Raw genomic sequence first — 21,425 nt, forward strand, 5'->3', positions numbered from 1 at the left:
CCCACGGTCATGGTCGCACCGGCGACGGGTGGGAGTCGGCCGGATCTGCGGAGATATGGACGTTCTCAGCGCCGGACGCAGGATGTGCAGGAAGCCCCGGGCTCGGGTGGGTGAGGCGGGTGTGCTGCGGCCCAGGTCCTTGCCGGGGTGGATCTCGATACGCCCGCTTCGCGGGCTACTCGATCAGCATGGGAATGCGCGCGCCGGCCGGTCCTGGTCCGCACGGGTGGTCAGCAGCAGGTGCAGGAGGCGGTGCTCTCGGCGGTGAGGGGGGCGACCGGCTGCGTGCAGGCGTCGCCTCGCCACGCCTCGAGGCCCTCGCGGACGGCGAAGGCGGCGATGACGAGACCGGCGACCGGGTCGGCCCAGGTCCAGCCGAGGGTGCTGTTCAGCAGCAGGCCGACGAGGACGGCGGCGGAGAGGTAGGAGCAGAGCAGGGTCTGCTTCGAGTCGGCCACGGCGGAGGCGGAGCCGAGCTCCTGGCCGGTGTGGCGCTCGACCAGGGAGAAGGCCGGCATCACGAGCAGGCTGACGGCCGCGAGCACGATGCCGACAGGGGAGTGCTGCGCCTCCGAGAAGCCGAGCAGGGCGCGGACGGAGTCGACCGCGACGAAGGCGGCCAGGCCGAGGAAGGACAGGGCGATCACGCGCAGGGCCGTGCGCTCGCGGGCGTGCGGATCGCGGCCGGAGAACTGCCAGGCCACGGCGGCCGCCGAGAGCACCTCGACGACGGAGTCGAGGCCGAATCCGACGAGCGCGCTGGAGGACGCGACCGTTCCGGCCGCGAGGGCGACGACCGCCTCGACGACGTTGTAGCCGATGGTCGCCGCGACGATCCAGCGGATGCGCCGCTGCAGGACGCGGCGGCGGGCCGGGGCGAGCGGGGCGCGGAGCGGGAGGGCGCTCATGCGCAGTGGCAGTCCGTGCCGGAGCAGCAGTCCGGGTCGACCACGAGGACCAGGCGCAGCAGGTCGTCGAGCGCGCCGGCCAGGCGGGTCTCGGCCAGGCGGTACCAGGTGTAGCGGCCGTCCTTGACGGCCTCGACGAGTCCGCAGCCGCGCAGGCAGGCGAGCTGGTTGGACATCACCTGCCGGGACACGCCGAGCGCGTCCGCCAGATCGGAGGGGACGGCCGGCGCCTCGCGCAGTGCGAGCAGGATCCGCGCCCGGGTCTCGTCCGCGAGAGCGGAGCCCAGGCGCGCGAGGGCGGCGGAGTGGGTCACGGTCACGGTCACGGTCGCGGTGTCGGTCACGCGGCCACAGTACACGGAGTGCTGTATCGATGGCGAGAGCCGAAGTGCGACGGCGCCGCGCGTGCTCAGCCGGAGTCCGGGCCGTCGCCGGGGACGAAGCGGTAGCCCATCCCCGACTCGGTGAGCAGGTAGCGGGGGCGGGCCGGCTCGGGCTCGAGCTTCTTCCTCAGCTGGGCGAGGTAGAGGCGGAGGTAGCCGGTGTCCGTGCTGTGGCTCGGTCCCCAGATCTCGTGCAGCAGGGTCTGCCGGGTGACGAGCCGGCCGGGGTTCCGGACGAGCAGCTCCAGCACGCGCCACTCGGTGGGGGTGAGCCGGACCGCGGTCGGGCCGTCGCCGGTGCGCCGGGTGACGGCCCGCGCGGTGAGGTCGACGACGTGGTCGCCGAGGACGACCAGCGAGCCGGTCTCCTGCGTCCCGAGCCGGCGGGTGAGGGCGCGGAGGCGGGCGAGCAGCTCGTCCATCGCGAAGGGCTTGGTGACGTAGTCGTCGGCGCCGGCGTCGAGGGCGTCGATCGTGTCGGCGGCGCCGGTGCGGCCGGAGACGACGAGGATCGGCGCGGTGCTCCAGCCGCGCAGTCCGCGGATCACGTCGAGGCCGTCGAGCCCGGGCAGGCCGAGGTCGAGCACGACGAGGTCGGGACGCCGCTCGGCGGCGAGCGCGAGGGCGCTGGTGCCGTCCTCGGCCGTGACGACGTGGTAGCCGCGGGCGCCGAGGGTGATCCGGAGGGCGCGCAGCAGCTGCGCGTCGTCGTCGGCGAGGAGGACCCTCATCGGCCTCCCTCCCGGGGCGTCGGTGCGGGCGCGGAAGCGGTCGGCGGCGGCGCGAGCGGGAGGGTGACGACCATGGTCAGCCCGCCGCCGGGGGTGTCTTCGGTGTCGAGCGTGCCGCCCATCCCCTCGGTGAAGCCCTTGGACAGGGCGAGGCCGAGGCCGAGGCCGGTGGTGTTGTCGGTGTCGCCGAGGCGCTGGAACGGGACGAAGACGTCGGCCCGGCGCTCGGGGGCGATGCCCGGTCCGTGGTCGGCGACCCGGATCTGGAGCGTGCCGGCGAAGCCGCTGGTCGAGATCCGCACGCGCCGGTCGGCCGGGGAGTGCCGGACGGCGTTGGCGAGCAGGTTCACCACCACGCGCTGGAGCAACCCCGCGTCAGCGAGCGCCGGCGGCAGGTCGAGGTCGAGGTCGAGGTCGAGCTCCGCCGGTCCGAGGCCGAGCTCGTCGATCGCGGGGAGGACGACGTCCGAGGGGTCGACGGGGGCGAGGGAGACGGCGAGCACCCCGGCCTGCAGCCGGGTGACGTCGAGGAGGTTCGTGACGAGGTCCGCGAGGGTGCCGAGGCTCTCGTCGGCGGTGGCGAGCAGCTCCGCGCGGTCCGCGGCGCTCCAGGCGATGTCGGTGGAGCGCAGTCCGCTGATCGCGGCGGTCGCGGCGGCGAGCGGCCGGCGCAGGTCGTGGCTCACGGCCGAGAGCAGGGCGCTGCGCACCCGGTCGGTCTCGGCGAGAGGAGCGAGGCCGCTCGCCGTCTCGCTGAGGTCCTCGTGCTCGAGGGCGGCGTCGAGCTGGGCGACGACGACGGAGAGCAGGCGCCGCTCGCCCGCGCCGACGGGGCGGCCGTGCAGCTCGAGGACGGCGGTGCGGCCGACCGGGACGGTCTCGTGCTCGCCGCCGGGCTCGCCGTCGGCGCCGACGAGCTCGGAGCCGCGGAGCAGGCGGACACCGGTCAGACCGAAGGCCTCGCGGGCGCGCTCGAGGATCGCCTGCAGGGCGTCCTGGCCGCGGATGACGCCGCCGGCGATGGTGGCGAGCAGCTCGGCCTCGGCGCCGGCCCGGCGGGCGGTGCGGGCGCGGCGGGCGGCGCGGTCCACGACGGCGCTGACCAGGATCGCGTTGGCGATGTAGAGCAGGAGGGCGAGGGCGTGCAGCGGCTCGTCGACCGTGACGGTGTAGAGCGGGTCGACGAAGAAGAAGTCGAGGGTGAGCCCGGACAGCACGGCGGCGAACAGTGCCGGCCCGAGGCCGCCGGCGAGGGCGACCAGGACGACGAGGACCTGGTAGGCGAGGACGTCGCTGGTGATCGACTCGTCGCTCCGGAAGGCGGCGAGCAGCCAGGTGAGCAGCGGCCCGCCGACGAGGGCGAGCAGCAGGCCGAGGACGCGCCGCTTCAGCGTCAGCGCTCCGCCGAGCCGGGGCAGCGCGGGGGAGCGGCCCGCCGAGGCGTGGGTGACGATGTGGACGTCGATCGTCCCGGACTCGCGGATGACCGTCGCGCCGATGCCGGGGCCGGTGAGCGCGGCGGCGAGCCGGCTCCTGCGGCTGACGCCGAGGACGAGCTGGGTGGCGTTGACGGAGCGGGCGAACTCGACGAGGGCGCGGGGCACGTCCTCGCCGACGATCTGGTGGTAGCTGCCGCCGAGGGTGTCGACGAGGGCGCGCTGCTCGGCGAGCACCTCCGGGCGGGCGGCGCGCAGGCCGTCCTGGCTGGTGACGTGCACGGCGAGCAGCTCGCCGCCGGAGGAGCGGGCGGCGATGCGGGCGCCGCGGCGCAGCAGGGTCTCGCCCTCGGGTCCGCCGGTGAGGGTGACGACGACGCGCTCGCGCGCCTCCCAGGTGCTGTCGATGCCGTGCTCGACGCGGTAGCCGTTCAGCGCCGAGTCGACCTCGTCGGCCAGCCAGAGCAGCGCGAGCTCGCGCAGCGCCGTGAGGTTGCCGAGGCGGAAGTAGTTCGACAGGGCGGCGTCGATCCGCTCGGACGGGTAGACGCGGCCGGCCGCGAGCCGGTCGCGGAGGGCCTGCGGGGCGAGGTCGACGACCTCGATCTGGTCGGCGCCGCGCAGGATCGCGTCGGGGATCGTCTCGCGCTGCGGGACTCCGGTGATCTGCTGGACGACGTCGTTGAGCGACTCGATGTGCTGGATGTTGACGGTGGAGACGACGTCGATCCCGGCGTCCAGGAGGGTCCGGACGTCCTGCCAGCGCTTCTCGTGGGCCGAGCCGGGCGCGTTGGTGTGCGCGAGCTCGTCGACGAGGGCGATCCCGGGGCGCCGGGCGAGGACGGCGTCGAGGTCCAGCTCGTCGAGCCGCACGCCGCGGTGCTCGAGGGTGGTCCGCGGGACGACCTCGAGCCCGGTGACCATCGCGGCGGTCGCGGCGCGGCCGTGGGTCTCGACGAAGGCGACGACGACGTCGCGGCCCTCGCTGCGGAGGCGCCGGCCCTCCTCGAGCATCTCGTAGGTCTTGCCGACGCCCGGGGCGGCGCCCAGCAGCACCCGGAGCCGCCCCGTCCTCATCGCCGTCTCAGCTCGCCTGCGCCGCGAGGGCGAGGTTGAGCTCGAGGACGTTCACGGTCTCGTCGCCGAGGAACCCGAGATCGCGTGCCCGGGTGTGCTCGGCGACGAGAGCGCGGACGTCCTCCTCGGTGAGCCCGCGGGCGGCGGCGACGCGGGCCACCTGGATCGCGGCGTAGGCGGGGCTGATCTGCGGGTCCAGACCCGAGGCGGAGGCGGTGAGGGCGTCGGCGGGGACGGCGGCCGGGTCGACGCCGTCGAACGCGGCGATCGCGGCGCGGCGCTCCTGGATCGCGGCGATGAGGTCCTCGTTCTCGGGGCCGAGGTTGGAGCCGCTGGAGGCGCTCGCGTCGTAGCCGTCGCCCGCGGCGGAGGGCCGGGACTGGAACCACTCGGGCAGCGGGTTCCCGTCGGCGTCGGTGAAGGACTGGCCGATGAGGCTCGAGCCGACGGTCTCGCCGTTCTCGGTGAGCAGGGAGCCGTTCGCCTGGCGGGCGAAGGCGACCTGGCCGATTCCGGTGATCGCGAGGGGGTAGAGGACGCCGAGGGCGACGGTGAGCACGAGGAGGGCGCGGAGGGCGACTCCGTACTGCCGGAGCCCGGTGCGGGGGGTGGTCATGGGATGGTCTGCTTCCTGCTGAGGAGTGCTGGGAGTGCTGGGAGTGCTGGGAGTGCTGGGAGTGCGGGGACTGCGGGGTCCGGCTAGAAGCCGGGGAGGAGGGAGACGACGAGGTCGATCAGCTTGATGCCGACGAACGGCGCGATCACTCCGCCGAGCCCGTAGACGAGGAGGTTGCGGCTGAGGACCTTGGAGGCGCTGAGCGCGCGGTAGGCCACGCCGCGGAGGGCGAGCGGGATCAGGGCGATGATGACGAGCGCGTTGAAGACGATCGCCGAGAGGATCGCCGAGGACGGCGAGTGCAGCTGCATCACGTTCAGCACCGCGAGGCCGGGGAAGACCCCGGTGAACATCGCGGGGATGATCGCGAAGTACTTCGCGATGTCGTTGGCGATCGAGAAGGTGGTGAGCGCTCCGCGGGTGATCAGCAGCTGCTTGCCGATCCGGACGATGTCGATCAGCTTGGTCGGGTCGGAGTCGAGGTCGACCATGTTGCCGGCCTCCTTCGCCGCCGACGTGCCGGTGTTCATCGCGACCCCGACGTCGGCCTGCGCGAGCGCCGGGGCGTCGTTGGTGCCGTCGCCGGTCATCGCGACGAGGTTGCCGCCCTCCTGCTCCCGGCGGATGTACTCGAGCTTCTGCTCGGGGGTGGCCTCGGCGAGGTAGTCGTCGACGCCGGCCTCCGCGGCGATCGCCTTCGCGGTGAGCGGGTTGTCGCCGGTGATCATCACGGTGCGGATGCCCATCGCGCGCAGGTCGGCGAAGCGCTCCTTGAGCCCCTCCTTGACGACGTCCTTGAGGTGGACGACGCCGAGGATCCTGCCGGTGCCGCTCGCGTCCTTCACGGCGACGACCAGCGGGGTGCCGCCGCTCTCCGAGATGCGGTGCACCTGCGCCTCGAGCTCGGCGGCGGCGGCGAGCGGGCCGCCGTCTGCGAGCCAGGCGGTGACGGCCGAGCCGGCGCCCTTGCGGATCATCGCGCCGTCGGGGAGGTCGAGGCCGCTCATCCGGGTCTGCGCGGTGAAGGGCACGATCTCGGCGGAGAGGACCTCGCTCGAGAGCGCCTCCTCGCGGATCCCGCGGGCGGCGGCGAGGTCGACGATCGACTTCCCCTCGGGCGTCGGGTCGCTGAGGGAGGAGGACGCGGCGGCGCGGATCAGCTCGTCCTCGCCGGTCGCGCCGACGGGGACGAACTCGGTGGCGCGGCGGTTGCCGTAGGTGATGGTGCCGGTCTTGTCGAGCAGCAGCGTGGTGACGTCGCCGGCGGCCTCGACCGCGCGGCCGGACATCGCGAGCACGTTGCGCTGCACGAGCCGGTCCATGCCGGCGATGCCGATCGCGGAGAGCAGGGCGCCGATGGTGGTCGGGATGAGGCAGACCAGCAGGGCGACCAGCACCGGGACGCTGACGGGCGCGGCGGCGTACGAGGCGATCGGATTCAGGGTGAGGGTGACGACGAGGAAGACGATCGAGAGGCTCGCGAGGAGGATGTTCAGCGCGATCTCGTTCGGCGTCTTCTGGCGCGAGGCGCCCTCGACCAGGCCGATCATCCGGTCGACGAAGGTCTCGCCGGGCTTCGAGGTGATCCTCACCACGATGCGGTCGGAGAGCACCCGGGTGCCGCCGGTGACGGCGCTGCGGTCGCCGCCGGACTCGCGGACCACGGGGGCCGACTCGCCGGTGATCGCGGACTCGTCGACCGAGGCGATGCCCCAGACGATGTCGCCGTCGCCGGGGACCAGGTCGCCCGCCTCGACGACGACGTGGTCGCCCAGCTGCAGGTCCGCCGAGGAGACCTCGCGCACCTGGCCGTGGGCCGCGGCGCCGTCGCCGGCGCGGTACTCCAGCAGGCGGCGGGCCATCGTGCTGGTGCGGGTCTGCCGGAGGCTGTCGGCCTGCGCCTTGCCGCGGCCCTCGGCGACCGACTCGGCGAGGTTCGCGAAGACGACGGTCGCCCAGAGCCAGAGCGCGATGCCCCAGGTGAAGGAGCCGGGGACGGGGGAGCCGCCGGACTCCTGCGCGCCGCCGAGGAACGGCTCGGCGATCGCGAGGACCGTGGTCAGCGCGGCGCCGACCTCGACCAGGAACATCACCGGGTTCCGCACCATCAGGCGCGGGTCGAGCTTGCGGAGCGCGCCGGGCACGGCGGCGAGGATCTGCTCGGGGCTGAACGCGGAGGCGCCGCGCCGCGGGGTCTTCTCTGGGGTGGGGGAGGCGGCGGGTCGGTCGAGAGTGGCGGTCATGACTGCAGTCCTTCTGCGAGGGGTCCGAGTGCGAGGACGGGGAAGTAGGTGAGGGCGGTCACGATGGCGGTGACGCCCACGAGGAGGCCGACGAACTGCGGCCGGTGGGTGGGGAGCGTCCCCGCGGTCGCCGGTGCGGCGCCCTGCCGGGCCAGCGAGCCGGCGAGGGCGAGCACCATCACGATCGGCAGGAACCGGCCGAGCAGCATCGCGACTCCGAGGGCCGCGTTGAACCACGGCGTGTTCGCGGTGAGCCCGGCGAACGCCGAGCCGTTGTTGTTGGCCGCGGAGGTGAAGGCGTAGAGCACCTCGGAGAGGCCGTGCAGGCCGGGGTTCCAGATCGACGTGCTCTCGACGTCGGCCCGCACCGCGGGGATCGCGAAGCTGAGCGCGGTGCCGGCGAGCACGAGGGTCGGCGTGATGAGGATGTAGATGCTGGCGAGCTTGATCTCGAGCGGGCCGAGCTTCTTGCCCAGGTACTCCGGCGTCCGGCCGACGAGCAGCCCGCCGATGAAGACCGCGAGGACCGCGAGCACGAGCATCCCGTAGAGGCCGGAGCCGACGCCGCCGGGGGCGACCTCGCCGAGCATCATGTTCAGCATCGGCAGCATCCCGCCGAGGGCGGTGTAGGAGTCGTGCATCGAGTTGACCGCGCCGGTGGAGGTGAGGGTGCTGGTGGCGCCGAAGAGCGTCGAGCCGGCGATCCCGAACCGGGTCTCCTTGCCCTCCATCGCGCCGCCGGCGGCCTGCGGGGCGCCGCCGCTCCCGCCGAGCTCCAGGAGCGTGAGCGCGGTGAGGGAGACGAGGAAGATCGTCGCCATCGCCGCGAGGATCGCGGAGCCCTGCTTCGCGTCGCCGACCATCCGCCCGAAGGTGCGGGGGAGGGAGAACGGGATCGCCAGCATGAGGACCACCTGCAGCAGGCTGGTCCAGGCGGTGGGGTTCTCGAACGGGTGCGCCGAGTTGGCGTTGAAGAAGCCGCCGCCGTTGGTGCCGAGCATCTTGATCGCCTCCTGCGAGGCGACCGGGCCGCCCGGGATGCTCTGCGTGGCGCCGGTGACCGTGCTGACGTCGGTGAAGCCGGTGACGTTCTGGATCACGCCGCCGGCCAGGAGCAGGACCGCGCTCAGCACGGCCAGGGGCAGGAGCAGCCGGAGGAGGCCGCGGGTGAGGTCGACCCAGAAGTTGCCGATCGTGCCGCTGCCGCGCCGGGCGAAGCCGCGGACGAGCGCGATGGCGACGGCGATGCCGACCGCGGCCGAGACGAAGTTCTGCACGGCGAGGCCGATCAGCTGGACGGAGTAGCCCATCGTCACGTCGGGGGAGTACGACTGCCAGTTCGTGTTGGTCACGAACGAGATCGCCGTGTTGAACGAGAGCCCCTCCGGGATCGCCGGGAAGCCGAGCGAGTACGGCAGCACGGCCTGCGCCCGCTGGATCGCGTAGAGCATCAGCACGCTGACGAGCGAGAACGCGAGGACGCCGCGCAGGTAGGCCTGCCAGCTCTGCTCGGCGCGGGCGTCCACGCCGATGAGGCGGTAGAAGCCGCGCTCGACGGCGAGGTCCTTCGGCGAGGAGTACAGGTGCGCCATGTAGTCGCCCAGCGGGCGGTGCAGCAGCACGAGGATCAGGGCGGCGGAGGCGACCTGCAGGATCGCGAGGAAGGCGTCCATCAGAAGCGCTCCGGCTTCACGAGGGCGACGACGAGGTAGCCGATCGCGGCGATCGCGAGGACCGCGGCGAGGGTGTCGAGGACGATCACGCCCGGTCCCCTCCCTTCCGCGCGTCGCGGGGGTCGGCGACGCCGGCCCGGGGGCTCAGCTTCTCGACCCCCTTGGCGAGGACGCCGAGGAGAGTGAAGACGGCGAGGACGCCGATCACGGAAACGAGGTCGAGCACGGGAGGACTCCATCCGGAGGCGGATCGTGACCGCGGATCCGCGGGCACGTGCCAGAGCTGGCACGAGCACTCACTAGACACCTCCGCGGCCCGCCGTCCGGCGGTGCTCACGGTTCCCATACGGCTTGACGGCGGAACCTCACGGGTTCCCTACGACAGCGGCCGAGCGCCTGCCGTCGGGAGCTCCCGACGCCGCGTCACTCCGGGACGGCGGCGGCCCTCCTCGCCTTCCGCTCGCGGCGGTCGCTGCGAGCGACGCTGACCACGAGCGCGATCGAGAGGCCGATGAGGACGTACTCGACGAGCGCGGCGACGACGTCGCCGCCGAAGCCCGGAGTGGTGGACTGGTCGTCGCCGCCCTGCTGGAGGAAGCGGGCGAAGTCGCCGAGCCCGTGCAGCAGGATCGGCACCCACAGCGTCCCCGTCGCGCGGAGGGCGCCGTAGAAGATCGCGCCGTCCATCGCCAGGAACGCCACGGCGAGCGCCGTCGCGGGCAGCGGGACGCCGTTGATCAGATAGCCGGCGGTGTGCGCGAGGCCGAACGTGATCGAGGTGATCAGCAGCGCGGCCAGCTCGCCGTGGTGCCCGCGGACCGCCACGCGGAAGAGACCGCGGAAGTAGAGCTCCTCGCCGAAGCCGATCAGCAGGCAGCCGACCAGGTAGACGAGGACCATCGGCAGCGCCCGCTCCGCCCAGGGCACGGCGAGCAGCAGCAGCACGGTCTGCACGACGAGGACGACCGGGATCGCCAGCAGCCACCGACGCCGCCGCTCGGTGGACGGCGACGGCGCCGTCCACGCCTCGCGCAGCCAGCCCGCGCGCCGCGCGAACAGCAGGCCGATCACGATCAGGACGCCGACGGGCAGCCAGGTCCCGATCACGAAGTCGAGGGTGTCGTCGCCGCCCGCGAGCGGATCGAGCAGCGTGCCGACGCCGGCCGCGATCAGCACGTAGAGGACGGCGGCCGCGATCCCGACCGGGATCGTGCGGGGGACCGGGCGGTGATCGGTGCTCGCGGTCATGCGAGTGCTCCTTCCGAGACGGCGTTCCGGGTCCGACGGCGCTCGCCGAGGACCAGCACGAGCAGCAGGATCAGCCCCGTCGCGATGACGAGGAGGGTGCTGAGGGCGGGCAGGATCCCGGCGATCGTGCCGGCGGGGTGCGCGCCGTGCAGGAAGAGCGTGGGATCGGTGGACGCGTGCAGCAGGATCGGCCCGAGCAGCGTGCCGGTCACCCGGAGCGCCAGGTACATCACGACGCCGAAGCCGAAGGTGTAGACCACCTGGAGCGCGGTGACGGCGACGCCCTGGTCGCTGGTGAAGACGTTGCCGATGTGCAGGGCGGCGAAGATCCCGGCCGAGACCAGGGCGACCCGGGTCTCGCCGTGGCCGCGCTTGCGCATCAGGTTCACGACGAAGCCGCGGGTGAGCGTCTCCTCGGCGAAGCCGACGAACAGGCCGGTCAGCAGCCAGGAGGCGATGAGCGCGCCGCCCGCGCCGGCGTAGTCGAGATCGAGCAGGGCGGACACGTTGATCGCGAGGACGACGGCGACCCCGATCCACATCCAGCCGCGGCCGCGGATCCGCTGCGGCGCGAACAGCTCGCGCAGCCAGCCGAGCGAGAGTGCGAAGAGCACCAGCAGCACGCTCGCGAGCAGGATCGGCAGCCCGACCGAGAAGAAGACGTCCGTCGCGGATCCCTCCTCGCCGCGGAGGGGACTGCCGGTGTCGCCGACCACGAAGCCGATCAGCTCGTAGAGGCCGTAGTAGACGGCCGCCAGCAGCAGCGCCCGCCGGCCCCCGCCGCGCTCCCAGAACCGCCGCCACGCCGATGCCGTCCGCTGATCGTCCACGAGTACCCCCCTCGTGCCGGCCCGGTGCGGAGCCGACGGCCCCACGCTAGCGGCGGGGGAGGCGCCGGCGTCGGTCGTGCTCCCCCTCGGGGGTCAGGCGGGGGCCGGTCGCCCCGGGAGCGCTCTCAGCCCTTCCGGTCCCGCCGCAGGAGGCGGCTCAGCTCGTCGTCGATCGTGGCCAGCGGGGAGCAGCGGGCGATCGACGCCGCCATCTCGACGGCTCGGGCGCGGTAGGCGGGGTCGCGCAGCACGGCGCGGATCGCCGTGCCGAGCGCCTCGGCGGAGGGACGCCCGGTCCGCAGGTCGAGGCCGACGCCGAAGTGCGCGACGCGGGCGGCGACCTCGGGCTTGTCCTCGGCGGCGCCGGCGACCACGAGTGGGACGCCGTGACGGAGGGCGAGCAGGGTGCCGCCGAAGCCGCCGTTGGTGACCATCACGGAGGTCAGCGGCAGCAGCTGCTCGTAGGGCAGGAACTCCGCGGCGCGGGCGTTCGCCGGCAGCGGGCCGAGGGAGGCGAGCGGTGCGCGGCCGGTGCTGACGACGACGAGCACGTCCTCGTGCGCGAGCGCCTCGAGGGTGGGGCGGACGACCTTCCCGAAGTCGTGGTTGTCGAGCGTGCCCTGGGTGACGTGCACCACCGGGCGGCCGTCGTGCAGGTCGGCCCACCAGTCGGGCAGGGCGGCCGGCGAGGGGGTGCTCGGGATCGGTCCGGCGAACACCACGTTCGGGCTGAGGTCCGAGCGGGGGTACTCGAACTCCGCCGGGCCCAGCTGCACGAAGCGGTCGAACGCCGCGGTGAAGTCCAGGACGAAGGTGCGGAGGGGCACGCCCGCGGTGTCCAGGGTCAGCCGCTCCGCGAGCCGTTGGGTCTTCGCGAAGAGCAGGCGGGCCACGAGGAGGTTCAGCGCGCGGTTCCGCAGCCGCCCGAGCGGCGTCGCGGAGGGCGGCAGTGCCGTGTTGAACGGGGCGACGTCGCGGCTGACCTGCACGAGCGGGCCGATGCCGACGCCGAGGATCGGCGGGCGCGAGGATGGGTCCGCCTCGAGCAGCGGCAGGATCCCGGCGAAGAAGGAGTCGGTCACGACGGCGTCGATCCGCTCCCGGTCGAGGATCGCCCGGACGGCGCGGTGCTGCTCCGGCAGGGTCGCGACGAACGTCTGCTCGACCTGGTACCGCGAGAGCGCGAGGCCGCGGTGCCGGTGCAGGTCGGGCAGGAAGCTCGCCTCGTCGCGCTCGTCGAAGTCGGCTCGACCGGTGAGGGCCTCGTGGTGCAGGCCGGCGTCGTGCACGCGCTCCTCGAAGGCGGAGCCGGTCAGCACGATGACGTGGTGCCCCCACTCGGCCAGATGCCTGCCGATGGCGAGCAGCGGTGCCAGGTGACCGTAGAGGGGAGTGCTGCAGAGCAGGATGGTGGCCACGACGGCTCCTCGATCAGGTCGGTTCGGGGTGGTGCTCGGAGTCTTCGGGGTGGTTCGCGGGGCTCTCGGCGTGCGGCGGGAGGAGCAGGCGGGTGAGCGCGTCCCCGAGGAACCGCTCGAGCTGCTCGGCGCTCCAGCCGCGGTCGAGGGCGAGCAGGTTCCAGAGCTGCGGGCTGGCGAGGGCGTAGAGGATGTCGCCCGCCTGCTCCGGGGTCATGTCGTCGCGCAGCGGACCGCGCACGAGCCGGGCGAACGCCTGCTGGTCGGCGAGGCGGCCGGCGCTCTGCCGGGCGAGGTCCTCGCCGAGGTCGGGGTCGTCCTGCGCGGCGGCGGCCATCACGTTCCAGAGCGGCGCGGCCCGCTGCGCCAGGGCGACGGAGTGGTGGGCGAGCTGCCGCAGCTGCCGCTCGGGATCGGACTCCGCCGCGACCGCCGCGACCCAGTCCTGGTCGGTGACGCCCGCCTCGGAGTCCTCCCCGGTCGTCATCGCCGCCGTGAGCGCGCGGAGCACGTCGGCCTTGCCGCCGATCGCGAGGTAGATGGTCTGCACGGAGGTCCCCGCCGCGCGGGCCAGCTGCGAGATCGTCGTCCCCGCGTAGCCCTGGCTGAGGAACAGTCCCGCGGCGGCGTCGAGGATCCGCGCCCGGGTCTGCGCCCGATCGGTGTCGCCGCGCTCACGCCGCCGCCGGGCGTCGTAGGGGCGGGAGGCCGCCCTCTGCTCGTCGCCGCCGCTCATCCCGACGGGCTCACGGCGGCGGGCGCCGGGGAAGTCGCGGCGCGGATGGGTGCGGCGGTCACGGAGGTGTCTCCAGGAGTCAAGAGGTGGTGGGTGCGGAGGGAGGCGGATCGCTCGTGGCGATATCGTGCGACTTCGCGTTTCTCACTATAACGACACTCCAGCGAGATGTGCGGACCTTGTGGTCAGGGGGAGTCGATCGCGTCCACAGCGTCCTCGGCAGGTGCCGCCCGGTCGTCGATCACCCGCAGCCTTGCGACCGCGCTCGCGAAACCGCGGCGGTCCCGGGTGGCGAGCACCCCGACGAGCGCCGCCAGGACGAGCAGCGTCGCGCCGGTCCCGGAGCCGGGCAGCGGGGAGGCGAGCGCGGCCGCCCATCCGCCGGACCCCAGCGCCCAACGGACCAGCCGCTGCCACAGCACCGGCGTCGTCGAGGGCGTCAGCCGGACGACGGCCTCGCCGATCGTCCGCCCGGTGCGCAGCACCAGCACGAGCTGGAGTGCCGGCGCCACGAAGGCGAGGACGCCCAGCACCAGCGGGCTGAGCCCCGGCGGCACACCCGGCTCGAGGAGCGCGAGGCCGAGCGCGGTCACCGACGCCAGCGCCCCCGACACCAGGGTCAGCACGAGGGCGTCGCAGAGCATCCCGAACAGCCGGCGCCGCAGGGTGACCGGCCGCGGCTGCCCCGCGTCGCGCTCGCTGCGCCGCCCGGTGAGCAGGACGAGCACGGGAGCGAGCACCGTGCCGAGCAGGGCGCCCGCGGTGTTCGCCAGGATGGTGGTGGCGTCCGCGTCGGCGATGTCGTCGACGTAGCTGGCGATCGCGGCGAGGACGAGCGACTTCTGGTCGGCGGAGAGCGAGGAGACCTGGAGGCCTTCCTTGGTCGGGGGGAACGCCCAGTCGTCGCCGGGGCCGGGCACGAGGTCGGAGTTGACGTCGCTGAGCTTCGCGGTCGCCTGCTGCTCGCTCGTGAGGGAGGAGAACGCGGCGGTGAAAGCGGCTTCCTTCTCGGCCATCGGGTGGTTCGTCGCGCCGTCCCATTCGAAGTCGCCGTTGGGCTCGATGCCGCGGAAGGAGGGGGTCGCGCCGGCGAGGGAGCCGTCGATGTAGGTGTTCGCGACAGCGAGGTGGTGGCCGCCGAACTGGAACTCCCAGGTGCCGGTGTCCTGAGGGACTCCGAGGAAGGCGACGAAGAACTGGGAGCGGCCGTAGTCGTCGCCGCCCCCGTTGTCCGCGAGGTAGTCGTCCGCGTTGAGGTGCTGCTGGACCTCGTCATAGCCGAGGCCGGTGGCCGTGCCGATGGTCGCCTTCAACAGCGACTCGAACAGAGCGAACTGCGCGTCGGAGAGGTCTCGGATGCTCAGCCCCAGCCGCGGCGGCTGCGCGACCCGCGGGACCGGGCATGGGAACGCAAGCGTGTCCGACAGCCGATCGGCGACCGGGACACGTCCGAGCCGCACGCAGAGCGCGACTGAGCAGAAGAGCGGTGCGCGTGGGCCGGACGCCCCCGCACCGCTCCTCCGGCTCGGCGGCGTCAGCCTCGGTCCCCGGCCGTGACGTGGCTCCCCGTGCGGGTGGGTAGTCCTACTCATCGACAGGTCGGGGCGGAATGCCTACAGTGAGCGGCACGCGGCCTCGGGCTCCTTCGATGCGGCCGCGGCGTCCGGAACCACTCCTCACTGCCGAGAAAGGCGACCGATGTCGTCCTACGCCGCTCCTCGTCCGCTCGCCCGTCCACTGCTCGCAGTGCTCGTCCTGCTGCTCCTGTTCGCGACGCTGATCGCAGCGCCACCCGCGCGGGCGGCGGAGGCGTTGGAGGTTGAGCCGAACGGGTCGACGGCGACTGCTCAACCGCTGGCGCTCGGAACGGGCGTCGCCGCCGTCTTCGGGCCGTCCGGAGACTGCGACAACAATTTCTACGACTGCGACGTCTACCGGATCGCGGCGCCGAGCGCGGGGCGGCTCGTCCTCGACCTGCGGTTCTCGGACTCCCTGGGCACCGCCTCGTCGTTCGAGCTGGTGGTCCAGGACGCCCGAGGCGACTACATCTACACCGAGACGATCTCTTCAGCCGACTACGACGGAAGCCGACTGCGAGGCCTCGGGATGTACGTGGACTCGGGCACGTCCTATGTCCAGCTGAAGACCCGCGTGGCCGGATTCAGCAGCGGGTACATCTGGTCCGGTCAGGCCTACTCCCTCAGCGCGAGCCTCACTCCGGGCGTCGTCGAGACGGAGAAGAACGGCACGACCGCGACGGCCGACGTCATCACCCTCGGACAGACCATCGAGGGATCCATCTTCGACGGTGGCTGCAACAGCTCCGACTGCGACTACTTCCGCCTCCAGCTCCCCTCTCCCGCACGGTTGAGCATCGACTTCCGGTTCGCGTGCGACCTCGGGACGGGGAAGGTCTACTCGGTCTCTTCCTACGACAACGCCGGGAACCGGCTGACGACAGCCGACCTCCAGGGTTCGGATTGCGAAGGGGAGACGTTGCGGGCCATGACCGTCGCCGCTCCCGCAGGGAACGTGTACTTCCTCGTTTCCGCTCGCACAGGAGGAGTCACGGCAGGCCTGCCGTATCGGCTCACCGTCACCCGCACCGACACTCCCGCACCCGACGTCGATGTGACGCGCCTTGCGGGGAGCGATCGTCAGGGGACCGCCGTCGAGATATCGAAGGCGACCTTCGCGCCGGGAGTGCCCGTCACTTACGTCGCTACGGGCGGCAAGTTCCCCGACGCGCTCGCCGCCGCCCCGGCCGCTGCGACGCAGGGAGGCCCGCTGCTCCTCGTCGACCGCGACACCATGAGCCAGAGCGTCCGAGACGAGCTGAGCCGCCTCCGGCCGGCGAAGATCGTCGTCGTGGGCTCCGCGCTCAGCGTCGGCGACGGACTCCTGAACGAGCTGCGAGGCTACGCGGGCTCGGGCGGGATCCAGCGCATCGGAGGCGTCGACCGCTACGACACGGCCGACAGGATCGTCCGCTACGCGTTCCCCTCCGGCGCGAGCAGGGCCTGGATCGCCACGGGTGAGAAGTTCCCCGACGCCCTCGGCGCCAGCGCCGCGGCGGGATCCGTCGACGCCCCCGTGCTCCTCGTGAACGGCGGACAGGCATCGGCTGCACCCGCGACCCGGCAGCTCCTGACCGACCTGGGCACGAGCTCGCTCACCATCGCCGGCAGCAGCCTCTCGGTGAGCGAGGGCATCCGCAGCTCACTCGGCGTCCCCTCGACGAGAATCGGCGGGACCGACCGCTACGACACCTCCGAGCAGCTCAACCGGGCCGCGTTCACAGCGGCCGAGACCGTCTACTTCGCCACCGGCGAGAACTTCCCCGACGCCCTCGCCGGCGCTACCGCCGCCGGCTACACGAGCAGTCCCCTGTTCGCGGTCCGCCCCGACTGCGTCCCCCGCAAGGTCCTCGACGACATCACCGCCCTCGGCGCCGACAGAGTCATCCTCCTCGGAGGACCCGGCACACTCTCCGACGACGTCGCACGACTGAAGGCCTGCTGACCGGAGGACCGCGTGCAGAAGGGCCTCCCCGCCGATCCGTCCGGCGGGGAGGCCCCGTGCGTCTCTTCAGATGCCGCGTTGAGCCATCCAAGGGGCTCTGACGTCACGGGCGTGCGCGCATTCTCTTAGTCGGCCGCAGCTCGATCGGGGGTGCTGCGCGCTTCCGGTCGGATCCTCTTGTCAAGCACGATCGATGTCCCGTATGGGGATCGTTCAACGGGACACTGAGCGCGCGTCTCGGGCGGGCCTTCCGCCGACCAGGTCGCCGCCCTCGAGCGCATCGCCAGGGGATCACGGAGCCCCGACGGTGTCTCCGCCCGTTCGTCGTCAGTCGCCCTGGAGCGGGAAGACGTCCCCGTTGAACGGGGAGAGGTCGAGCCACAGGTATCGGTAGCTGCGCTCAGCGAAGAGCCAGCGGCCGTCGCGGCGGACGAGGCGGTCGGTCCAGATGCCGTTGGTGCGGTAGTAGCGTTCGGGTGCGGGGTCGGTCATGGGGTGCTCCTCGATCGGTCGTGGCAGCGGCCTCGTCGAGGCGCCCGGGTGCGGGGCCGGTCCGCGGTCCGGCCGGCGGGAGAGCTTCCGGACTCGGAGAACAGCGATCGCGGACGCCCGGCAAGAGCGGATCGGATGCTTGACAGCGAGCGCTCCGACTCGACGGGGTACTCCACGAGGGCGATTCACCACCGTTCCGAGGGCTCTCACGCTAGGAAGGGACCATGCCGTCCACTCCCGATCGTCTCCGTCCCCTCCGCCGCAGCACGCGGGTCCGCTGATGACCTCGGACTCCAGCGGTTTCGACGCGGCGGTCGTCGCGTTCTCGGCTGCCCTCGAAGGGCGGATCGATCCAGAGGTCAGGACCTTCCCCGACCTCTTCTGCGAGGACGGGACGATCGAGGTGCCGTTCGACGGCGACGGCGACAGCGCGCCGATCGTCGGCCGGCCCGCGATCGAGCGCATGGTCGCCGGTCTCGCGGGCTTCCTGCGCTTCGAGCGGGTCGACTTCACCAGCGTCCTGCCGACCGATCGACCCGATGTCCTGGTCTGCGAGTACGTCGGCGTCCTCGTCCGCGCCGACATGCCGGGAGCGCAGCGCCGACGGTACATCTCCGTTCTCACCCTCCGCGACGGGAGGATCGCGCACATCCGCGAGTACGGAGGGCCGTTCCTGCCCGCTGACCGGTGACCGGGTCCGCTGTCCACGGGTGCGGAGCTGCCGGTGAACGCTGCGGCTGGTCGAGCGGGGTGGCGGCCACGTCCTACTCTCGGAGGACTCGTGGTCGCGACAGAAGGGCATCGCCGTGCGGATTCTCATCATCGGAGCGGGCGCGACCGGTGGTGCGTTCGGGAGCCGCCTGCAGGAAGCCGGCCGCGACGTCACCTACCTGGTGCGTGCCGGCAGGGCCGAATCGCTGCGGAGAGACGGACTCCGCTTCGTCTCGCCTTCGGAGGACCGCACCCTCGACGTGACGACACTGGTCGTGGGGGAGGAGGCGCCCGCCTTCGATCTGGTGCTCGTGACGGTCAAGGCGTCGGCGCTGGAGGACGCCGTGGCCGATGTCCGTGCCTGGGTCGACGCGAAGACGCTCGTGCTGCCGATCCTCAACGGCACGGCGCACATCGACCTGCTGCAGACCGAGTTCCCCGGGCGAGTGCTCGGCGGCTCGGCCAAGATCGTCGCGACTCTCGACGGCGGCGCGGTCCGCCAGATGACCGGGCTCTCGGTGCTCACGATCGGCTCGCTGACGGACGCACCGGTGCCGGCCCACGTGGCCGAGGCGCTCGACGTCCCCGGCATCGACCTGCGGGTGTCCGATGACGTGCTCTCCGCGCTGTGGGAGAAGTGGGTCTTCATCGCCGCAGCGGGCGTCGTCACCTGCCTCTTCCGCAGCGCGATCGGCCCGGCCCTCGAGGCGGGGGCCCTCCCGTGGATCCTCGACGCGATCGAGGAGGCGGAGACCGTCGCCGACGCGGCAGGCCTGCCGGTGTCCGCCGCGGCGCACGAGCAGTCCCTCGCGATCCTCACCGAGGAGGGGTCCGCCTTCACGACCTCGCTCTACCGCGACCTCGTCGCCGGCCTGCCCACCGAGGCCGAGCACCTGCTCGGCGACCTCGCTCGTCGAGCGCGGGAGCTGAGCGTCCCGACGCCGCTCCTCGACCTCACCCTCGTGCAGATCCGAGCAGGAGCTCCGGCTCAGGCGCCCGCCATCGCTGGTGAAGCCTCCCGCTAGAGGATGGTCCAGCGGGCGTCCGGCAGGGCGTCTCCATGCCGACGACGAGCGGCCCGCTCGCAGGGGGGCGAGGGTAGCGACGCGCGGATAGTGTGCACTGCGTAGTTGACGTCGCTCGGAAGGGACACCTGAGTTCGGTGATCGCCGCGATCGCCATCCTCGGGATGATCGTCGCACCCGTCGTGCTGACCTACCTCTCCATCAGTGAGAGAGGAATCGGCATGGGATTGATGCCCACCGACGAGGAGGCTGCAGCAGGGAAAGCCTTCCTCCTCGCGGCTGGCATCGTCGCCCTCATCAGCGCTATCAGCGTCTGGGTCCTCACCGTCGTTCGCGCGACAAGCGGGGCCCATGCTCACCACGGGTGGGAAATCGTCTGGTGCATCCTGGCGTTGCCGACCGCACTCGTCGGCTTCGCCCTCGCGGCCATCGCCTCCCACATGCCGTAAGGCCGTCCCTCGACTCCCGAGCGATGATCACGGCGGCGCAATGCCAGGCCGACCGTCGCGCGCGGATGATGATCTGGCGGGCCTCCGGTAGGGGGTGGGGCTACGTACGCGCAGGGCTCGTGCGACCAACCGGCCCACGGCTGATGTTCTCGGCGCCGGCCGCTGGTTCGATGGCTTCGTGATCGAATCCGCGAAGCAGAAGTGGTCCAACCCTGAGCCGAAGATCCACCGAGCGCTGGCACGCTGGGCGGCCGACTGTGCAGAACGAGCGTTGCCCGTATTCGAGGAATGGGACCCGGCCGACACTCGCCCGCGACGGGCGCTCAACGTCCTCCGGGCTTGGGAGCGAGGAGAGGTCCCGATGACGGATTGCCGCTCCGCTGCGTTCGCGGCTCACGCCGCCGCACGCTCCGCCACTCAGGCCGGCGCTGCCGGAGCGACCGCAGCCGCGAGAGCGGCCGGCCAAGCCGCCGCCGTCGCCCATATGTTCGACCACTCTCCCCACGCTGCGACCTACGCAGCGAAAGCGATCGCGCTACACGGGATGGAGGAGGGCGGTGTCGAGGCTGAGCGGCGGCGCCAATGGGAGATGCTCGACCCAGACCTTCGGCCGATCGGCTTCCCAAAGGGGCTCTAGGCGTCCCGTGTCGTGCGGGCGTCCGTTAGGGGATCGCTGAACGGACGCGCATGCCCTGGGAGCTGCTCTCTCAGTGCTCGGCTCTCCGAGAGCGCCCTCGAGGTCTGTGCAGCGCTGGGGGGACCGAATCGGGTCTCCCACTCTCGCCGTGCATCGTCGTTCTATGAACGTGTGGGGTCGCGAGGACGCCCATCGTTCGCAACGGCATCACGGATGCCGAGAGCAAGGAGGAAACCCATGCGTGGAGTGGTCATGCACACCGCCGGCGATGTTCGAGTGGAGGAGCGGGAGGACCCGACGATCGTCCACCCGACCGATGCCATCGTGAAGCTCACCGCCACGTGCATCTGCGGATCGGACCTGTGGCCCTACCGCGGTGTGGAACCGGCGGATCATCAGGCGATGGGTCACGAGTACGTCGGCATCGTCGAGGAGGTCGGCGCGGACGTGAAGACAGTGAAGCCGGGCGACTTCGTCGTCGGCTCGTTCGTCATCTCCGACAACACCTGCGAGATCTGCCAGGCAGGCTTCCAGTCCAAGTGCGTTCACGCCGAGTTCGTGGCGGCGACCATCGGCACGCAGGCCGAGAAAGCTCGGATCCCCTACGCCGACGGGACCCTCGTCGCCACCCCGGGCCAGCCGGACGCGGACCTCATCCCGTCGCTGCTGGCCGCTTCCGACGTCCTCGGAACCGGCTGGTACGCCGCGGTCGCGGCCGAGGCCGGACCCGGTAAGACGGTGGCCGTCGTCGGCGACGGAGCAGTGGGACTGATGGCGATCCTCGCCGCGAAGCAGCTCGGTGCAGAGCGCATCATCGCCATGTCGCGGCACAAGGACCGGCAGGAGCTCGCCCGGTTCTACGGAGCGACCGACATCGTCGAGGAGCGCGGCGACGAGGGAGTGGCACGGATCAAGGAGCTCACCGACGGCCTCGGAGCCCACTCGGTCGTGGAAGCGGTCGGCACGCAGGAGTCCTTCATGCAGGCCGTCGGCGCCACTCGCGGAGGCGGCCACCTCGGCTTCGTCGGCGTGAACTACGGCGTGCAGCTCCCCGGCATCGACCTCTTCATGGCCGGCATCCACACCCAGGGCGGGCCGGCTCCTGTCCGCCGGTTCCTGCCGGACCTGATTCAGCTGATCTGGGATCGCGCGATCGACCCGGGCAAGGTCTTCGACCTCACCCTTCCGCTCGAGCAGGCGTCTGAGGGCTACAAGGCCATGGACGAGCGCCGCGCGACGAAGGTCCTCCTCACCCTCTAGCCGCCACCGTCCCGAGGCGCCGAGGTGCCC

The 21,425-nt window shown here is 72.3% G+C and carries 21 protein-coding genes; 6 read left to right on the forward strand and 15 right to left on the reverse strand.

The window, feature by feature from the left end; genetic code table 11:
- Positions 1 to 230: 230 nt before the first annotated feature.
- The 14 genes from MT355_RS14400 to MT355_RS14465 form a co-directional block, all read right to left on the reverse strand.
- Entirely contained in the window at positions 231 to 908 is a 678-nt protein-coding gene (locus tag MT355_RS14400) for a cation diffusion facilitator family transporter (RefSeq protein ID WP_243600028.1), read from the reverse strand.
- Positions 905 to 1,252, reverse strand: coding sequence for a helix-turn-helix transcriptional regulator (locus MT355_RS14405; protein WP_243600029.1), 348 nt, complete (start codon positions 1,250 to 1,252; stop codon positions 905 to 907). Before MT355_RS14405 ends, MT355_RS14400 begins: the two co-directional genes overlap by 4 nt.
- Before the next feature lie 65 nt (positions 1,253 to 1,317).
- A complete protein-coding gene (locus tag MT355_RS14410; RefSeq protein WP_243600030.1) occupies positions 1,318 to 2,022 on the reverse strand; it encodes a response regulator in 705 nt (234 codons plus the stop codon).
- Entirely contained in the window at positions 2,019 to 4,535 is a 2,517-nt protein-coding gene (locus MT355_RS14415; protein WP_243600031.1) for an ATP-binding protein, read from the reverse strand. Before MT355_RS14415 ends, MT355_RS14410 begins: the two co-directional genes overlap by 4 nt.
- A 7-nt stretch (positions 4,536 to 4,542) precedes the next feature.
- Positions 4,543 to 5,151 carry a potassium-transporting ATPase subunit KdpC gene (gene kdpC, locus MT355_RS14420; protein ID WP_243600032.1) on the reverse strand — a complete coding sequence of 203 codons (609 nt, stop codon included), beginning with the start codon at positions 5,149 to 5,151 and terminating at the stop codon, positions 4,543 to 4,545.
- An 83-nt stretch (positions 5,152 to 5,234) separates the two neighbouring features.
- A complete protein-coding gene (gene kdpB / locus MT355_RS14425; RefSeq protein WP_243600033.1) occupies positions 5,235 to 7,394 on the reverse strand; it encodes a potassium-transporting ATPase subunit KdpB in 2,160 nt (719 codons plus the stop codon).
- On the reverse strand, positions 7,391 to 9,067 hold the full coding sequence (kdpA, locus tag MT355_RS14430; protein ID WP_243600034.1) for a potassium-transporting ATPase subunit KdpA: 1,677 nt from the start codon (positions 9,065 to 9,067) through the stop codon (positions 7,391 to 7,393). Before kdpA ends, kdpB begins: the two co-directional genes overlap by 4 nt.
- Positions 9,067 to 9,156 carry a potassium-transporting ATPase subunit F gene (locus tag MT355_RS14435; protein ID WP_123446358.1) on the reverse strand — a complete coding sequence of 30 codons (90 nt, stop codon included), beginning with the start codon at positions 9,154 to 9,156 and terminating at the stop codon, positions 9,067 to 9,069. Before MT355_RS14435 ends, kdpA begins: the two co-directional genes overlap by 1 nt.
- The gene (locus MT355_RS14440; RefSeq protein WP_159422630.1) at positions 9,153 to 9,293 is read right to left on the reverse strand and encodes a hypothetical protein; all 141 of its coding nucleotides are present in this window, start codon (positions 9,291 to 9,293) and stop codon (positions 9,153 to 9,155) included. The genes MT355_RS14435 and MT355_RS14440 overlap by 4 nt, the downstream gene beginning before the upstream one ends.
- A gap of 197 nt (positions 9,294 to 9,490) precedes the next feature.
- On the reverse strand, positions 9,491 to 10,315 hold the full coding sequence (locus tag MT355_RS14445) for a CPBP family intramembrane glutamic endopeptidase (RefSeq protein ID WP_243600035.1): 825 nt from the start codon (positions 10,313 to 10,315) through the stop codon (positions 9,491 to 9,493).
- On the reverse strand, positions 10,312 to 11,145 hold the full coding sequence (locus tag MT355_RS14450) for a CPBP family intramembrane glutamic endopeptidase (protein ID WP_243600036.1): 834 nt from the start codon (positions 11,143 to 11,145) through the stop codon (positions 10,312 to 10,314). Before MT355_RS14450 ends, MT355_RS14445 begins: the two co-directional genes overlap by 4 nt.
- A gap of 125 nt (positions 11,146 to 11,270) precedes the next feature.
- On the reverse strand, positions 11,271 to 12,563 hold the full coding sequence (locus tag MT355_RS14455; RefSeq protein WP_243600037.1) for a glycosyltransferase: 1,293 nt from the start codon (positions 12,561 to 12,563) through the stop codon (positions 11,271 to 11,273).
- A gap of 13 nt (positions 12,564 to 12,576) precedes the next feature.
- Complete coding sequence (locus tag MT355_RS14460; protein WP_243600038.1) at positions 12,577 to 13,299, reverse strand: TetR/AcrR family transcriptional regulator; 723 nt, start codon at positions 13,297 to 13,299, stop codon at positions 12,577 to 12,579.
- Between the two features lie 185 nt (positions 13,300 to 13,484).
- Positions 13,485 to 14,891, reverse strand: a complete 1,407-nt coding sequence (locus MT355_RS14465; RefSeq protein ID WP_279392412.1) for a DUF3500 domain-containing protein — start codon at positions 14,889 to 14,891, stop codon at positions 13,485 to 13,487.
- 106 nt (positions 14,892 to 14,997) lie between these two features.
- Here MT355_RS14465 and MT355_RS14470 point away from each other — a divergent pair, with 106 nt between their 5' ends.
- Positions 14,998 to 16,821: a cell wall-binding repeat-containing protein gene (locus MT355_RS14470; RefSeq protein ID WP_243600040.1), complete on the forward strand. Its 1,824-nt coding sequence runs from the start codon at positions 14,998 to 15,000 to the stop codon at positions 16,819 to 16,821.
- 327 nt (positions 16,822 to 17,148) lie between these two features.
- On the opposite strand, the gene MT355_RS14475 is transcribed toward MT355_RS14470, so the two are convergent.
- A complete protein-coding gene (locus MT355_RS14475; protein WP_243600041.1) occupies positions 17,149 to 17,313 on the reverse strand; it encodes a hypothetical protein in 165 nt (54 codons plus the stop codon).
- A 280-nt stretch (positions 17,314 to 17,593) separates the two neighbouring features.
- On the opposite strand from MT355_RS14475, the gene MT355_RS14480 reads away from it, so the two are divergent.
- From MT355_RS14480 to MT355_RS14495, 5 genes are all read left to right on the forward strand, one after another.
- Positions 17,594 to 18,004 (forward strand): nuclear transport factor 2 family protein, encoded by a 411-nt coding sequence (locus MT355_RS14480; RefSeq protein WP_123735699.1) that lies wholly within the window; start codon positions 17,594 to 17,596, stop codon positions 18,002 to 18,004.
- Positions 18,005 to 18,119: 115 nt separating this feature from the next.
- Positions 18,120 to 19,049 (forward strand): 2-dehydropantoate 2-reductase, encoded by a 930-nt coding sequence (locus MT355_RS14485; RefSeq protein ID WP_243600042.1) that lies wholly within the window; start codon positions 18,120 to 18,122, stop codon positions 19,047 to 19,049.
- Positions 19,050 to 19,186: 137 nt separating this feature from the next.
- Positions 19,187 to 19,498 carry a hypothetical protein gene (locus MT355_RS14490; protein WP_243600043.1) on the forward strand — a complete coding sequence of 104 codons (312 nt, stop codon included), beginning with the start codon at positions 19,187 to 19,189 and terminating at the stop codon, positions 19,496 to 19,498.
- Positions 19,499 to 19,676: 178 nt separating this feature from the next.
- Complete coding sequence (locus tag MT355_RS21755; RefSeq protein WP_374204659.1) at positions 19,677 to 20,135, forward strand: putative immunity protein; 459 nt, start codon at positions 19,677 to 19,679, stop codon at positions 20,133 to 20,135.
- Between the two features lie 237 nt (positions 20,136 to 20,372).
- Complete coding sequence (locus MT355_RS14495; RefSeq protein ID WP_243600044.1) at positions 20,373 to 21,395, forward strand: zinc-dependent alcohol dehydrogenase family protein; 1,023 nt, start codon at positions 20,373 to 20,375, stop codon at positions 21,393 to 21,395.
- Positions 21,396 to 21,425: the final 30 nt, after the last annotated feature.

It is taken from the genome of Rathayibacter sp. VKM Ac-2929 (assembly GCF_022815495.1).
Taxonomy (GTDB): Bacteria; Actinomycetota; Actinomycetes; order Actinomycetales; family Microbacteriaceae; genus Rathayibacter; species Rathayibacter festucae.

Coding starts and splice junctions, on each gene's coding strand:
- MT355_RS14400 (WP_243600028.1), bottom strand. CDS start 908: ATGAGCGCCCTCCCGCTCCGCGCCCCGCTCGCCCCGGCCCGCCGCCGC.
- MT355_RS14410 (WP_243600030.1), bottom strand. CDS start 2,022: ATGAGGGTCCTCCTCGCCGACGACGACGCGCAGCTGCTGCGCGCCCTC.
- MT355_RS14415 (WP_243600031.1), bottom strand. CDS start 4,535: ATGAGGACGGGGCGGCTCCGGGTGCTGCTGGGCGCCGCCCCGGGCGTC.
- kdpC (WP_243600032.1), bottom strand. CDS start 5,151: ATGACCACCCCCCGCACCGGGCTCCGGCAGTACGGAGTCGCCCTCCGC.
- kdpB (WP_243600033.1), bottom strand. CDS start 7,394: ATGACCGCCACTCTCGACCGACCCGCCGCCTCCCCCACCCCAGAGAAG.
- kdpA (WP_243600034.1), bottom strand. CDS start 9,067: ATGGACGCCTTCCTCGCGATCCTGCAGGTCGCCTCCGCCGCCCTGATC.
- MT355_RS14445 (WP_243600035.1), bottom strand. CDS start 10,315: ATGACCGCGAGCACCGATCACCGCCCGGTCCCCCGCACGATCCCGGTC.
- MT355_RS14460 (WP_243600038.1), bottom strand. CDS start 13,299: ATGAGCGGCGGCGACGAGCAGAGGGCGGCCTCCCGCCCCTACGACGCC.
- MT355_RS14465 (WP_279392412.1), bottom strand. CDS start 14,891: ATGAGTAGGACTACCCACCCGCACGGGGAGCCACGTCACGGCCGGGGA.
- MT355_RS14470 (WP_243600040.1), top strand. CDS start 14,998: ATGTCGTCCTACGCCGCTCCTCGTCCGCTCGCCCGTCCACTGCTCGCA.
- MT355_RS14475 (WP_243600041.1), bottom strand. CDS start 17,313: ATGACCGACCCCGCACCCGAACGCTACTACCGCACCAACGGCATCTGG.
- MT355_RS14480 (WP_123735699.1), top strand. CDS start 17,594: ATGACCTCGGACTCCAGCGGTTTCGACGCGGCGGTCGTCGCGTTCTCG.
- MT355_RS14495 (WP_243600044.1), top strand. CDS start 20,373: ATGCGTGGAGTGGTCATGCACACCGCCGGCGATGTTCGAGTGGAGGAG.